General features: G+C 62.3%; 16 protein-coding genes. 7 read left to right on the top strand and 9 right to left on the bottom strand.

All coding sequences use genetic code 11. The features are described from left to right. Nucleotides 1-8 precede the first annotated feature (8 nt). From IFT44_RS20725 to IFT44_RS20710, 4 genes are read right to left on the bottom strand one after another with little or no spacing between them, the layout of a single operon-like run. Nucleotides 9-1,232, bottom strand: a complete 1,224-nt coding sequence (locus IFT44_RS20725; RefSeq protein WP_192176490.1) for an amidohydrolase family protein — start codon at nt 1,230-1,232, stop codon at nt 9-11. After that, the gene (locus tag IFT44_RS20720) at nt 1,229-3,721 is read right to left on the bottom strand and encodes a branched-chain amino acid ABC transporter ATP-binding protein/permease (protein WP_192176489.1); all 2,493 of its coding nucleotides are present in this window, start codon (nt 3,719-3,721) and stop codon (nt 1,229-1,231) included. Before IFT44_RS20720 ends, IFT44_RS20725 begins: the two co-directional genes overlap by 4 nt. Then, complete coding sequence (locus IFT44_RS20715) at nt 3,718-4,587, bottom strand: branched-chain amino acid ABC transporter permease (RefSeq protein WP_185794241.1); 870 nt, start codon at nt 4,585-4,587, stop codon at nt 3,718-3,720. Before IFT44_RS20715 ends, IFT44_RS20720 begins: the two co-directional genes overlap by 4 nt. A 3-nt stretch (nt 4,588-4,590) precedes the next feature. Next, a complete protein-coding gene (locus IFT44_RS20710; protein ID WP_192176488.1) occupies nt 4,591-5,784 on the bottom strand; it encodes an ABC transporter substrate-binding protein in 1,194 nt (397 codons plus the stop codon). Nucleotides 5,785-5,969: 185 nt separating this feature from the next. On the opposite strand from IFT44_RS20710, the gene IFT44_RS20705 reads away from it, so the two are divergent. The 3 genes from IFT44_RS20705 to IFT44_RS20695 all read left to right on the top strand — a co-directional run bounded on the left by IFT44_RS20705 (nt 5,970) and on the right by IFT44_RS20695 (nt 8,071). Next, complete coding sequence (locus tag IFT44_RS20705; RefSeq protein ID WP_192176487.1) at nt 5,970-6,368, top strand: nuclear transport factor 2 family protein; 399 nt, start codon at nt 5,970-5,972, stop codon at nt 6,366-6,368. A gap of 219 nt (nt 6,369-6,587) precedes the next feature. Continuing rightward, entirely contained in the window at nt 6,588-7,406 is an 819-nt protein-coding gene (locus IFT44_RS20700) for a hypothetical protein (protein ID WP_122476646.1), read from the top strand. 56 nt (nt 7,407-7,462) lie between these two features. Next, entirely contained in the window at nt 7,463-8,071 is a 609-nt protein-coding gene (locus IFT44_RS20695) for a hypothetical protein (protein ID WP_244647915.1), read from the top strand. Between the two features lie 54 nt (nt 8,072-8,125). Here the strand turns inward: IFT44_RS20695 and IFT44_RS20690 are convergent, their stop codons facing one another. Further along, nucleotides 8,126-8,350: a hypothetical protein gene (locus tag IFT44_RS20690; protein WP_122476645.1), complete on the bottom strand. Its 225-nt coding sequence runs from the start codon at nt 8,348-8,350 to the stop codon at nt 8,126-8,128. A gap of 205 nt (nt 8,351-8,555) precedes the next feature. Here IFT44_RS20690 and rnd point away from each other — a divergent pair, with 205 nt between their 5' ends. The 3 genes from rnd to IFT44_RS20675 all read left to right on the top strand — a co-directional run bounded on the left by rnd (nt 8,556) and on the right by IFT44_RS20675 (nt 10,993). Further along, entirely contained in the window at nt 8,556-9,689 is a 1,134-nt protein-coding gene (rnd, locus tag IFT44_RS20685; protein WP_192052755.1) for a ribonuclease D, read from the top strand. Beyond that, complete coding sequence (locus IFT44_RS20680) at nt 9,686-9,979, top strand: YcgL domain-containing protein (RefSeq protein ID WP_122476641.1); 294 nt, start codon at nt 9,686-9,688, stop codon at nt 9,977-9,979. Before rnd ends, IFT44_RS20680 begins: the two co-directional genes overlap by 4 nt. Nucleotides 9,980-10,057: 78 nt before the next feature. Then, nucleotides 10,058-10,993, top strand: a complete 936-nt coding sequence (locus IFT44_RS20675; RefSeq protein WP_192176486.1) for a D-2-hydroxyacid dehydrogenase — start codon at nt 10,058-10,060, stop codon at nt 10,991-10,993. 54 nt (nt 10,994-11,047) lie between these two features. Here IFT44_RS20675 and IFT44_RS20670 read toward each other — a convergent pair whose 3' ends face one another. Further along, a complete protein-coding gene (locus tag IFT44_RS20670; RefSeq protein ID WP_122476637.1) occupies nt 11,048-11,641 on the bottom strand; it encodes a nitroreductase family protein in 594 nt (197 codons plus the stop codon). 187 nt (nt 11,642-11,828) lie between these two features. Here IFT44_RS20670 and IFT44_RS20665 point away from each other — a divergent pair, with 187 nt between their 5' ends. Beyond that, entirely contained in the window at nt 11,829-12,278 is a 450-nt protein-coding gene (locus IFT44_RS20665; RefSeq protein WP_122476635.1) for a YcgN family cysteine cluster protein, read from the top strand. Between the two features lie 83 nt (nt 12,279-12,361). Here IFT44_RS20665 and IFT44_RS20660 read toward each other — a convergent pair whose 3' ends face one another. The 3 genes from IFT44_RS20660 to IFT44_RS20650 form a co-directional block, all read right to left on the bottom strand. Continuing rightward, nucleotides 12,362-12,727: a YgaP family membrane protein gene (locus IFT44_RS20660; RefSeq protein ID WP_192102509.1), complete on the bottom strand. Its 366-nt coding sequence runs from the start codon at nt 12,725-12,727 to the stop codon at nt 12,362-12,364. Between the two features lie 65 nt (nt 12,728-12,792). Then, nucleotides 12,793-13,263: an RNA methyltransferase gene (locus tag IFT44_RS20655; protein ID WP_049862310.1), complete on the bottom strand. Its 471-nt coding sequence runs from the start codon at nt 13,261-13,263 to the stop codon at nt 12,793-12,795. Between the two features lie 8 nt (nt 13,264-13,271). Further along, on the bottom strand, nt 13,272-13,637 hold the full coding sequence (locus IFT44_RS20650; RefSeq protein WP_043185061.1) for a YajD family HNH nuclease: 366 nt from the start codon (nt 13,635-13,637) through the stop codon (nt 13,272-13,274). Nucleotides 13,638-13,838: the final 201 nt, after the last annotated feature.

Raw genomic sequence — 13,838 nt, 5'->3', positions numbered from 1 at the left:
CTGTTCGATCACGGCCTCAGCAACTTCCCAACCGGTCTGCTGAAGGTTTGCCTGCCACCCTTGAAACCCATCACCGGCGCGCTGATCTCGGCGATCACCGCAGCGGGTGAGGGCGCGTCGAAGACGATGAAGTCGGCGCGGCAGCCCGGTAGCAGGCCGTAATTTTCCAGCCTGAGCAGGCGTGCCGACTCGCTTGATACCCAAGCCAGGCATTGCAGCAACTGCCCGACGGTACCCATCTGACAGACGTTGGCGAACAGATTGGCCTGACGCACCAGCGAGGCATCGCCATAGGGCGTAAACGGATTGCCGACATTGTTGGTAGACACCGAACACGTCACGCCACAGGCGTGCAGATACGCCAGCGGCGCCAGCCCGCGGGGCTTGTTGTGGAACACCTCGCGACCCATCAGGAACAGGTCGGTGCTGGGCAGGCAGGTCACCTGTACGCCTGCTTCGGCCAGCTCGAGGGCGATTACCGTCAGTGATTCCCTGGGCAGGGCGGACAGCTTGGTCACATGGCCGATGGTCACGCGTCCGCCCCAGCCATGCAGCCGCGTACAGCGTGCGACTTCCATGACGGTCAGGCCTTCGGGGTTCAGATCGAAATCCAGATGCAGGTCAAGGTCGCAGTCGTAGCGCGTAGCCAATTCGAACAAGCGCTGGATCTGTCCCAGCGGGTCGCTGTCCATGTACGGACACCCGCCCAGGACCGTTGCGCCACTTTCCAGTGCCTCGCACAACAGTGCTTCGGTGCCCGGATTGTTCAGCAGCCCTTCCTGCGGGAACACACACAGCTCCAGGCTGATCGCCCAGGCATAGTCAGCCTGCAAGCGGCGAATGGCATGGAAGCCGGTCAAGCCGATCTGCGGGTCCAACTCGACATGGGTGCGCATGTGTGTCGTGCCTTGCACGATGGCTTTGTCCAGCACCAGGGCACCGCGCCGATACACATCGTCTTCGGTAAACCCCGCTTTCGCCGCTCGGGTCTGGGCCACCGCTTCGGCCAGCGTGCCTTCCTGCAGGTGGCAGCGCTCCATGATGCAGGCCTTGTCCAGATGAATGTGGGTTTCGATCAGGCCGGGCATGATGAGCTGCCCCTGCAGATCGAGGGTGTCCCACTGGTGTGTGTCGGCACTCCAGGCGTCGACGAAATAGCCGTTCTCTACCTGCAGCTGGGTCAGGTGGTTACCGTCGCCAAGCCGCGCATTGATGATCTGCAAAGCGTTCATGCGCTGACTCCTTCGCCCAGGTAGGCCGCGGCCAGGTCTTTGTCGTCGCGCAATTGCGTGGCGCTGCCGGATTTCACGATGGTTCCGGTTTCCAGCACATACGCGCGGTCAGCCACTTGCAGCGCGAGGTTGGCCATCTGGTCTACCAATAGAATGGTCACGCCCTCGTCGCGCAGCGCAGCCAGCGCGTCGTAAAGCTCGCCGATCATGGCAGGTGACAGGCCCAGCGACGGTTCATCGAGCAGAAGAATTTTCGGCTTTGCCATCAAGCCGCGACCCACCGCGACCATCTGTTGCTCGCCACCGGACAGCAGACCGGCCGGGTTGTCGATGCGATCGCGCAGACGAGGGAAGCGCTTGAGGATGGCCTCGATTTCAGCGTCGTTATCGAAGGCTTCGCGACGTGAGTAACCACCCAGCAACAAATTGTCGCGCACGCTCAGGTAAGGAAAGACCTGACGACCTTCGGGCACCAACGCCAGGCCCTGCGCGGCAATCAGACTGGCACTGGTCTGTTCGATATTTTCGTTGTCGAGCAGGATGCTGCCGCTGCTGGCGCGATGCAGGCCGGCCAGGCATTGCAGGATGCTGGATTTACCCGCGCCGTTCGCGCCGAGGATGGCCACCAGTTCGCCGGGATTCACCAGCAGATTGACCTTGTTGACCACGGCGGACGCGCCGTAATCAATGACCAGATCCTTGACGTACAAACGCGCGTCGCGGCTACCCGCCCAAGGTTGCGCGCGCGGGGTGGCTTGGTAGTCGGTGCCGCCCAGATACGCGGCGATCACTTGCGGGTTCTGGCGGATTTCGGAGGGTGGCCCCGACGCAATCGGCTTGCCCGCGTCGAGCACCAGTAAACGCTCGGACACCGACATCACCAGTGCCATGTCGTGCTCGACCAGAATCACCGTGAGGCCAAAATCCGCCAGCTTGCGCAGCAGTATCGCCAGGTCGTCGGTGTCGCGACGGCTGAGGCCTGCCGCTGGCTCGTCCAGCAATAGCACGGTCGGTGCAGTCGCCAGCGCCCGGGCTATTTCCACCAGGCGGCGGTCTACGTGGGGCAAATCCTCGGCGGCAATATTCACTTCGCCGCGATAGCCCACCAACGCCAGCAACTCCAGCGCCAGGCTGCGTTGCGTTTCCAGGGCACGGCTGAACGGCAGGCCCAGGCGCCCCTTCTGCATCGCCACGAGCAGGTTGTCGAGCACGGACAGTTCGCCGAACAACAAGGTGGTCTGGTACGTACGGGCAATGCCGGCCCGGGCCGTCTTCCAGGCAGGCAGCCCAGCCAGCGGTTGTTGCAATTCGATCTGGCCGCTGTCCGGTGCGTAAAACCCGCTGATCATGTTCAGAACCGTGGTTTTGCCTGCGCCGTTGGGGCCGATGATGCTGGTGATACTGCCGGCGGGTGCCTGCAGACTGACGTGTTGCGCCGCCTGTACGCCGCCGAAGCGGATGCCGATATCGGTAACCCGCAGCCCTGAGGACGGGCCGCGGCTGCGCAGATGAGCGGCGACGCGTGCGTGATCGATGCACGTCGGCGGCACCAGGCGAGCGGGTTTGATCACGCGCCGGGCGAGGGCACCGAGCAAGCCGTTGGGCGCGATCCACAGTACGATCAGCAGCAGTATGGAGAAGATCAGCAACCGGTATTCAGCGAAATCCGACAGCAGTTCCGGCACCAGCACGATCAACACGGCACCGATCAACGGCCCGAACAGCATACCGCTGCCGCCCACGATCACGGCCAGAACGAACAGGATGGATTGCGAGAAGGGGAAGGATTCCGGGTTGATGAACATCAGCAAGGGCGCGAGCAACCCGCCTGCCAGCCCGGTCAAGGCCGCCGACAATGCGAATGCCAGGGTTTTACTTATCACCGGGTTGAAACCCAGCGAGCGCGCGGCGATTTCCGAAGTTTTCACCGCCAGCATGGCCTTGCCCCAGCCGCTCTGGCTCAGGCGCCGATAGAACAACAGCGCGCCGATCATCAGCGCGGCAGCCAGCAGCGCGAGCAGGATCGCCGGATCGAGGCCGGCGAACTCCGGCAGCGGGATACCCATCAGGCCATTCGAGCCCCCTGTTACATCCCGCCATTCGATCAAGCCGTGATGCACCACGAACGAGAAGGCGATGGTGATCATCGCCAGATACGGGCCGCTGACCCGAAGCGCGGGGATCGCCAATAGCGCGCCGATCAGACCCGCCACAACACCGGCCATTGGCAGGGCCAGCCACAGCGTCCATCCCGCCATGCTCAGCAGGGCCGATACATAAGCGCCAATCGCGTAGAACGCGATATGTCCGAAGGAAATTTGCCCGCTCAGGCCAATCAGGATGTTCAGGCCCACACCGACCACTGCCGCCAGCGCACAGAGGGTGAAAACCAACAGCGAGTAGCTGTCGAGGGTGAATGCCAGGACGCCAGACAGCACAGCGAGCAAGGCGATGAACGCCGGAGCGACCAGGGTTTTGAGGTTATTCATACTTTCACCAATGCCCGGCTGCCAAACAGACCGTTGGGACGAATCGCCAGCGCCAGAATGACCAGCGCGAAGGTAAATATCTGGGTGAATGCAGAGCCGAAGTACAAGGTGATCAATGCTTCGGTCAGGCCGAACAGCAATCCGGCGGCAAAGACCCCGCCCGCGCTGCCGATGCCGCCCAGAATCGCCACCGCAAAGGCTTTCAGGCCGAACAACATGCCCATTTCCGCGTTGACGCTGAACAGCGGCGCAATCAGCAGGCCCGCCACCCCCGCGAAGACGGTCGACAACGCAAAGGCGATGGCCACCACACGATTGACATTGATGCCCATCAACATCGCGGCGCGCGGATTCTGCACGCAGGCTTCGAGTACCTTGCCTAGCCGGGTGTAACGCCGTACCAGGTGCAGCGCCAAGGCGACGGCAGCGCCCGCTAGCGGAATCAGCAATTGCAGGGCACTGATGTGGCTGCCGAACAGCTCGACACTCAGGTTCACCAAGGCGCTTTCGAACTGTCGAGGCTCCTTGCCGAAGGTGAACAGCGCAAGGTTGTCCACCAGGATTCCGCCCGCCACCGTTGCCATCAGCCAGGCCTGCGAGCCGCGGCTGTGGAAAGGTCGCACCAGGTAGCGCTCGATCACCAGGCCATACAGCGCACAGAGGATCAGTGTCAGCGGCACGCCCAGCCACAGTGGCCAGCCCCAGTTGATGCAAAACGTGTAGCCGAGCACCGCACCGACCATCATGGCGCTGCCCTGGGCAAAGTTGACGGTGCGCGATACGACGTAGGTTAGGTGAAAACCCAACGCCAGCAACGCATACATGCTGCCCAGGCCAAGCCCGGTGATAATGGCGGCGGTGAACATCGCTTACTCCTGCGGCTTGAGCGGTACGATCTGGTCGTTGACGAAGTGGCTGAAGATATAGTCGTCAGGCCCCAGGGCGTCATGCTTGGATGGGCTGAACGGCTGCTTGTAGTGCTTGATCAAGCCGTCATAGTCGGTGATGGCGTAGAAACCATCGCGCACGGCCGGGCCGTCCGTTTTGCCGGCCTTTTCGATGGCTTGAGCAGCGAGATGCAGCGCGTCGTACGCATTGGCAATGCCGACTGCCGGGGTCACGTCGGCCACGGTCTTGATCTGCGGGTAGGCTGTTTTCAATGCGGCCAGCAATGCATCGCCCTTGGCGCCGTTGTGTTCGGTGAACACGTAGGTCTGGATGAAATGCACCTTGGACGCATTGGGGCCTGCCAGTTCGCCGAAGCGACCACCGGCCGGCCCCCAGTGGGAAACCACCGGGACGTCCCAGCCCATGCGGTCCAGAGACTTCACGACCTGCGCCGATGGACCCACATTGCCGACCATCAGCAAAGTGTCCGCACCGGCGTTTTTCAAGCGCGTTAGTTGCGGAACCACATCCAGATCGCTGTCCTGGATGCGCTCGACACCGGCATTGGCCAGGCTGCGTTTTTCCAGGGCACGTTTGAAACCTGCCTCGTTGGATTCGCCCCATGGGTTATTGATAAGGATCATGCCCGGCTTTTTCATGCCGTTGTCGACGCCGTATTGCACCAGCGCCTCGTCCACCAGCTCGTCGACGGCAGAGACGCGGAACACATAGTTATCTGCCGCGCCGTTCTCGGTGATCTTCGTACCTGCCGCCCAGATGCCCATGAACGGCACTTTCAGTTGATTGGCCAGCGGTACGATTGCCAGAGAAACCGGCGTGTCCAAGCCGCCGAACAGCACGGTGACTTTTTCGCGCTGGACCAGTTCGCGGGCGGCGAGCATACCTTTGGACGGGTTGCTTTCGTCGTCACGGCGCACCAACTCCAACTGACGGCCAAGTACTCCGCCGCGGGCGTTGACCTCATTGATGGCCATGCTCAGGCCGCGGGTCAGGGCTTCGCCGGACTTGGCCGATTGACCCGAGAGGGCGGCTACCAGACCGACTTTGATCGGCGGTTCGGCCGCGTGCGCGCCGAGAACCATTGCCAGGTTGAGAGTGGCTGCCGCAGCCACGGGGAACAGCAGACGTTGCAGGTTTGGAAGCCAGGTGGCCATGGTTTACTCTCCTGATTGCTAGCATTTGCATATTTATTGCTAGCAAGTAGGGTGCCAGTCGTTACATCCTTGGAAACGGCTTAAGTATCCATTCGGGCGCCTGTTTACGCGCCAAAATAAAGCGGTCCGCACCAGGCAGAGGCATGCCTGGTTAGCGGGTTTCCCTTGATTCAGGAGTTACAGCAATGATTGAGATGAACGAAGACGTACAGATTGTTAGCAGTTTCCTCGAGGCTTCGATGGCGCCGGATCCGGTCCGCGCTGCGACGTTCATGAGTGAGGATGTGCAGATCACCTTCACCGGCGGGCGGGTGATGCCCAATCCCCAGGCAATCACTGCGTTCAACGGTTCACGTTACGCCTGGGTCAAAAAAGCCTTGGGTAACTTCGACTGGATGGATCGCGGCGATCACACCGTGGTGTATTCGAACGGCACACTGTTCGGCGAATGGGCTGATGGCCGGAGTTTCTCGGGTAATCGTTATCTGGATCGGTTCGAGGTACGCAATGGCAGGATAGTGCGCATGGACGTCTGGAATGACAGTGCCGAATGGCTGCTGGCGCCAGAGATTGCCAAGGCCTGAAAAGCGGTCTGGCGAAATTTTTTTCCATGGGTCCAGCAGCCCCTACCTGCGTCCAGGGTGAGCCGGTTACCGGCTCGCTCCCTGGTCTCTTGCATACATAGGCTGCGCTGAAGAAACCCTGTAGGACAAATCTGAAAATCCCCCCTTTGCCTATCGTCCCACCCCACCCCCTGCCAACCTTCGGCTTTCCCTTACCAAACGCTTGAGCCGGAGAGCTGCATGGACGTCGCCTTGTGCACCATCAACAACACCGTTTACGACATCGCCGGATTCGAGGCGCTGAGCCCCAATTGCGTGGCTGTCATGCGGCGCAATCTGTTGTGCCCGCGTTGCCTGGGGCCGGGGTTCTATCGCAAGGCGGCGCGCAGTGGCCAGGCGTCGTGTTTCGGTGCGCGGCCGCATGCCGACTTCTGCGACATGGGCGGCCCGCAAAGTGAGTCGTATCGGGGTGATACGCTGGAGCAGGATGATGTGGTCAATCGTGGCGAGCGCATCGAGGTGGACTTTGCCTTCGGTGCGCCGCTGCGTCACTACGGGGTAGAGGAGGGTACCGAGCCGGTCTACGGGGTGGGCCGGCACAGTGGCGGGCATGCCGCCCAGGGGGCGCAGACGCGTCAGCGTCGGTTGAGCACGCTGTTGAAGAACTTGATCCTGAGTGAGGACTTCCGTCGCTCCGAGCAGTTGATTTCGGTGGAAAGCGGGCTGTTCAAGGTGCGCGATTTCTTCGTGCCGTTCGCCCGCGCCGAGTTCGATGAGCTGGAACGCATGCGCGGTTACTGGGGCTTGGTGTCCGACGCGGCGCAGTCGGGCGATCAGCCGCCGAGCCTGTGGCTCAACACCGGCGGGCGGCAGGACTTGAGCGTGGTGGTCGACGGTTCGCTGGTCGACGATTTCACCCAGCGTTTCCCCATCCATGAGCTGGAAGACCTGGCCGGCGCCTACGTGCTGGTGTTTGGTTGCATGCGTGTGTCGAAGAATGCCAAGAAGTACATCGCGGTGAATGATATCTCGCGTATAACGCTCAACAAGACGCTTTGACGTTGCGCCGGGCTTTCATGCCTGGCGCCGCCTGTTCGATTTTGAAGGAGTGATGCATGTTGTTGGAATACGGTGCTATCACCGTGATGTTTCCAATTGCGCTGGTGATTGCCGGTTGGTTGTGGTTGGCCGGTTCACGCGCGGCTTGTACGGTGTGGTTGCTGACGGTGCTGTGCGCCTATGGCCTGGTGGGTGCCAGCAAAATTTTGTTCAAGGGATGGGGCATCGGCCTGCCGTCGTTGAACATTGCCGTGTTCAGCGGTCATGCGATGAATGCCTGCCTGATGGTGCCGGTGCTGGCGAGCGTTCTGGCGCGGCAGGTTCACCCGTACCTGCGATGGCCGGCGGCCTTGGCGGGTATCGGCTTCGGGGTATGGTTCGCCGCGACGCTGGTGGGCAATGTGATCCACCCGATGGCGGAGGCCATCATGGGCGCGCTGATTGGGGGGAGTGCCGCCTTTGGATTCTTGCTGGTACTGGAGCGTTGGAGCCTGCAGCGCCTGGGGCCGGCTACGCTGCTGCCTGGCCTGATGCTGATCACGCTCGCCGGGGCTGCGCCAAAATTCACTGCCGAGCACTGGCTCGATCAAGTGGCCACATCGCTGTCCGGGGCCACAAAGCCCTTTCGTCATGCAGACCTGAAGCGCGAATCGTCAACGCTGTGAAGCAGGGTCGGTGCAGCGGGAGGCGGCGCGCATGCGCCGCTGCGATGGGTAGGGTCAGCCCAGATGCTGGACAATCTTGTCCTTGATCAGCAGGCGTTTTTCCTTGAGCTTCTTGACCTCGTCGTCCGGCGCGGCGCGGTCTTCGGCCTTGACCACATCGGCATCGCTGACATGGTATTGGGTCAGTAGCTGGCTAAGCCGATCGTCGCTCTTGGCGCGGGTTTCGACTTCTTCCTTGCTCTGTTTCAGATCAGCGAACAGGTTGTGTTTTACCGGCATCTCGACACCTCTGGGTGGGGTGGACAGAATGGTGGGCCATGGAAAATGACCCGATGCCTAGGTTCGACCCCCCGTTGGGGGCAGATCGTTCAATGCATGTGCCCGCAACGGGCGCTCGCCGGATTAACGACCGCAGGCACGCATGGATGTCCCCGTGGAAGCAGGGCCGATATATACTGCGCGCCATTATTCGTGGGAGAGCCTTGTGGCCATCGATATTCACTGGATTCGCGACGATGCCAGCCTGGCTGAGCATTGCGCCCACTGGCAGAGCTTGCCGTACGTTGCCCTCGACACCGAATTCATGCGGGTCGACACCTTCTACCCCATCGCAGGGCTGTTGCAGATCGGCGATGGCGCCAGCGCCTTCCTCATCGATCCGTTGTCGATTACCCAGTGGCAGCCACTGACCCAACTGCTGGAAAATCCGGCGGTGATCAAGGTGCTGCACGCCTGCAGCGAAGACCTGGAAGTGCTGCTGCGCCTGACCGGCAGCCTGCCGGCGCCGCTGTTCGACACGCAGCTGGCCGCTGCCTACCTCAATCTTGGTTTCTCCATGGGCTATTCGCGCCTGGTCCAGGAAGTGCTGGGCATCGAGTTGCCCAAGGGCGAGACGCGTTCGGATTGGCTGCAGCGGCCGTTGTCCGACACCCAGGTCAGCTACGCTGCCGAGGATGCCGTGCACTTGGCCGAAGTGTTCGAGAAGCTGCGCCCGCAGCTGTCCGAGGACAAGTACGCCTGGGTCCTCGAAGACGGCGCCGAATTGGTGGCACAGCTGCGCCGCGAAGTGAACCCCGACGAGTTGTACCGTGACGCCAAGCTGGCCTGGAAACTGTCACGCGCGCAACTGGCGGTACTGCGCGAACTGTGCGCGTGGCGCGAACGGGAAGCCCGTGCGCGCGACCTGCCGCGCAACCGCATCGTGCGCGAGCAGTCGCTGTGGCCGCTGGCCAAGCTGCAACCGGATAACCTGCAGACGCTGGCCAAGATCGAAGACATGCATCCGCGCACCGTCCGCCAGGATGGCGAGCAGATTCTGGCGTTGATCAAGGCTGCGGCCAGCGTTGCACCCGAGCAGTGGCCATCGGTGCTGCCCGAGCCGCTGCCGATCGAAGCGTCGGCCGTGCTCAAGCAGTTGCGTGCGATTGGCCAGCGTGAAGCCGAGCGTCTGAACATGGCGCCCGAGCTGATGCTGCGCAAGAAGACCCTCGAGGCGTTGCTCAAGACAGGCTACCCCGACGGTCCCTATCACTTGCCCGATTCGCTGCGTGGATGGCGACGCGAGCGCATGGGGCAGGCCCTGCTCGATAGCCTGGCCACCGCTGGAGACCAGCCATGAAACGTATCTGTTCGATCTACCGTAGCCCGTGCAAGAACGGAATGTACCTCTATGTGCTCAAGAGCGATGCGCTCGAGCGCGTTCCCGAAGGCCTGTTGAGCGTGTTCGGCAAACCGGTGCACGCCTTCGATCTGGTGCTCAGCCCGGAACGTGCCCTGGCGCGCGAAGACATCAACCTGGTGCTCGAACACTTGGAAACACAGGGTTACCACCTGCAGATGCCGCCTGCCGAAGACGAGTACATCGAGCATCTTCCCGAAGAGCTGCTGCGCCGCAACGACCCCATCTGACTTTCCTTATCTGACCAACCTGCCTGCTGCCGCCCTGCCGATACGGGGTCGCGCAGCTGTCTTGACCAAGGCCTCGCAATGACCCGCGTTCTGATCGCCGAACACGATTATGCCGTTTACGCCAAGTTGCTCGGCGCAGCTGCTCCCCATTTGAATGTACACACCAGCGGCGACCCTGCCGAGCTGGCGCGGCTGGCGGCGGACTGCCCGGTCTGGCTCGGCCAGCCGGACCTGTTCGTCAACCTGCTGCGCACCGGCGCGACCCCGCAATGGGCGCAGTCGACGTGGGCGGGCATCACCCCGCTCTTGGGCGACGGCCTGCCGCGTGCCTATCGCCTGACCCGCGCCGTGGGCATCTTCGGCCAGGTCATGGCCGAGTACATGCTGACCTATATGCTGGGCCATGAGCGCGAAGTGCTGGCGCGGCTGGTCAGCCAGGTCGAGCGCAAGTGGGATCCACGTCCCGGTTGCAGCCTGGCCGGGCGTCGCGTGCTGATTTTCGGCGTCGGCGAGATCGGCCAGGCCGTGGCGAAGTTCCTGCAACCCTTCGGCGTCACGCTGCTGGGGGTAGCCAGCACAGCGAGAGAATTGTCACCGTTCATCGAGGTGGCGCCGCTCGATGAGCTCGGGCGTCTGGTGGAAGAAGCCGACTACGTCATCAACTTGCTGCCCGACACCGTGCAGACTCACGATCTGTTCGACGCCGCGCTGTTCAAGCGCTTCAAGCCGCAGGCACTGTTCATCAATGCCGGGCGCGGCGTGGCGGTGGTGGATGCCGATCTGGTGGAAGCGCTCAAGGAAGGGCACCTGGCTGGGGCTGTGATCGACGTCTGTCGTCAGGAGCCGTTGCCGGTCAAGCACCCGTTCTGGACGGCCTGGGGCTTGCTGCTCACCGGCCACAGCGCAGCGCCAACCTCGCCACCGGCCATGGTCGAGCTGTTCGTCGAAAACCTGCAGGCGTGGCAGGACGGCAAGGCGCTGCGCGGCGAAGTGGATTTCGCTCGCGGGTATTGAGTGGGTCAGGGGCGGCGGCGCAGAGTCTGCCGCCCCATCGGTCTACGGGTTGGCTTACAGCGTGAAATCGCCTTCGGCCACCAGCTGGCTCAACGGCAGGCGTGGGCTGGGCAGTTCGCGACCTTGCAGGTACTCGGCCAGGGTGGCCTTGTCACCCAGCTTGCCGATGGCCACGGCCGCATGCACGGCATATTCAGCCGGGATCTTCAGCTCTTCACGGGTTTTATCCTGATCGAAGCCGGCCATGCCATGGGTGTGCCAGCCGCTGATGCTGGCTTGCAGCGCAAGGTGCGCCCAGGCCGAGCCGGTATCGAAGGTGTGCCACAACGCCGGTGATTCTTCGGTGGCGCCGGGGGCGGTGAAGGTGGTCTTCGACGCGATGATCACGATGGCCGACGAGTGCTGCGCCCAGGAACGGTTGAATTCATTGAGCAGACCCAGGTAGCGCTCCCAGTTCGGCGTGCCGCGGCGCGCGTAGAGAAAGCGCCAGGGTTGCGAGTTGTAGGCCGAGGCGGCCCAGCGGGCGGCTTCGAAGAAGCTGAGCAGGGTGTCCTGTTCGATTTCGACCGGCTCGAACGCGCGCGGCGACCAGCGATTGATGAATTGCTCGTGGATGGCATAGTCGGCGATGCGGGGATTGGCGCTCATGGCATTCCTGATTGAAGGGTGATGGAGGGCAGGGGGTAAAAACTACTGCGAATCGATCGCGCCTGACAAGTGAAGCTTACCGGCAGTCGCCAGAGCTTGGCCCGCGCTGCAGGGCGCACTAGACTGGCGGCCCTTTCAGGTACCGCCCACGCCTGAGCCGTCAATTTCGTACAGGACACTCGGTCACATGGCTGCCATCGTCGAACCCTTCTGGATGCGCAAGACGCTCGAGCAACTCGACCCGCTCGAGTGGGAGTCCCTGTGCGACGGCTGTGGCCTGTGCTGTCTGCAGAAGCTCGAGGACGAAGACGACGAGAGCGTCTACTACACCCGTGTGGCCTGCAAGATGCTCGACCTCAAGACCTGTCAGTGCAGCGACTATCCGCGGCGCAAGTCTTTCGTGCCGGACTGCATCCAGCTGACGCCGGGCCAGGCCGACCAATTCAAATGGCTACCACCGACCTGCGGTTATCGCCTGGTCAGCCAGGGGCAGGACCTGCCGCTTTGGCATCATCTGGTCTGCGGTGACCGCGAACAGGTGCACAAACAGCGTATTTCGCAGTCCGGCAAAATGGTCAGCGAGAAGGATGTCGACGAAGACGATTGGGAAGACTATCTGATCTTTCGCGCGGGTTGATTCGTCGCGCCGGTCGCTCGGCCGATAAAGCTGCGCCCCGCTGCAGCATGACTGCAGAGGGGCGCGTTTGAGGCTCGAGGCACTCAGATCTTTGGCGTTACCGCCGGGTCTTCGCCAGTCACGGTAGCGGTGTCGGTCGCCGAATCAGCATTTTTCTTCAGGTTCAGCAGATCTTCGCCAGCGCGTTCGATCTTGTTGCGGATCTCTTCCAGATCGTTGCGGCCTTTCTCGGCCAGCGACTTGGCTGCACAGTGACCGCTCCAGCCGCGGGCCAGGGCTGCGCCGCCAATGGCCACCTGGATCAGACCGAAGATCCCGCCGCGGCGCAGACCCTTGCCGATCGAGACGACGCCCACCAGCAACGAGCCGGCGCGTTCCCAGCCCTTGACGTTATGGTAGTCGGGCTGGGTAACGGATTTGATGACGTCCACGGTTTTGCTGTCGCTCATGGTGAATCTCCTGATAGGGCAGTGATAACAAGCTGACTGCCAAATCTTCACGCTGTTCCATCGGCTTATTTGAATTTGGGCCCGGAGCGCGTGTTGTTGCCTTTGGCCAGGCGGTCGTAAAGCACGACGTTGACCGTGGCGGCCAGATTCATGCAGCCGGTGGTGGGGATGTAGATGGTGTCTTCGCACCAGTCGCGCACGCTTTGGTCGAGGCTGCCGTCTTCGGGGCCGAAGATGTAGATGGCGCGATCCGGATGGGTGTATTCGGGCAGCGGACGTGCGCCATCGACCAGCTCGACGGCCACGGGGGTGCAGCCCAGCGGGATGATCTTCTGCAGGTCGTCGATGCCGATCAGTGGTATGTCGTAGTGAACCCGCTTGGTGTCGGTGACGAAATCACGTGCACGCTCGTAGCGCTTGCCCGTATAGAACACCGAGTTGACCCCGTAGCAACCGGCGGCGCGCATGACCGAGCCGACGTTTTCCGGGGATTTGGGGTTGAACAACCCGATGCAGCTGTACCGTTTGTTGGCCACGTGCTCGCTCAGTCTTTTTTCATCAATCCGGCCAGGGCCGCGAAGGGGTTGTGGGTCGCCTTGGCGATGGTCGGGCTGCTGGTGGAGCCTTCGGCGTAGTACTGCTGGTCGGTGTAGCGCGAGTGCTCGTTGTCGTGGCAGTACAGGCACAGCAGTTCCCAGTTGGAACCGTCCTGGGGGTTGTTGTCGTGGTTGTGGTCGCGGTGGTGCACGGTCAGCTCGCTCAGGCGCTTGCCGGCGAACTCGCGGGCGCAGCGGCCGCACACGTGCGGGTACATGCGCAGGGCCTTGTCGCGGTAGCCGCTTTCGCGCTCGCGCTGGGCATCGGCGAGAATGCGATCGAGCTTGGCGGTATGGGGTGTGGACGAACTCATGGGGTTCACCTCGGATAATGACGGTCAGGCGCTATATTAACGTTTTCCCTCGCGTAGGAACGGTCCGTGGCCGCGAAAAGGGCGCTGCGGTGCCTCAGGCAGACTGCGGCGCGCCTTTCGCGGCCGATGACCGCTCCTACGGTGGGAATGGTGCAGCGTTCGTCCGTAGGAGCGGTCCGTGGCCGCGAAAAGGCGCTGCGG

Source organism: Pseudomonas sp. CFBP 13710 (assembly GCF_014842235.1).
Classification (GTDB): Bacteria; Pseudomonadota; Gammaproteobacteria; order Pseudomonadales; family Pseudomonadaceae; genus Aquipseudomonas; species Aquipseudomonas baltica.
This window is presented reverse-complemented; position numbering and strand designations above follow the sequence as displayed.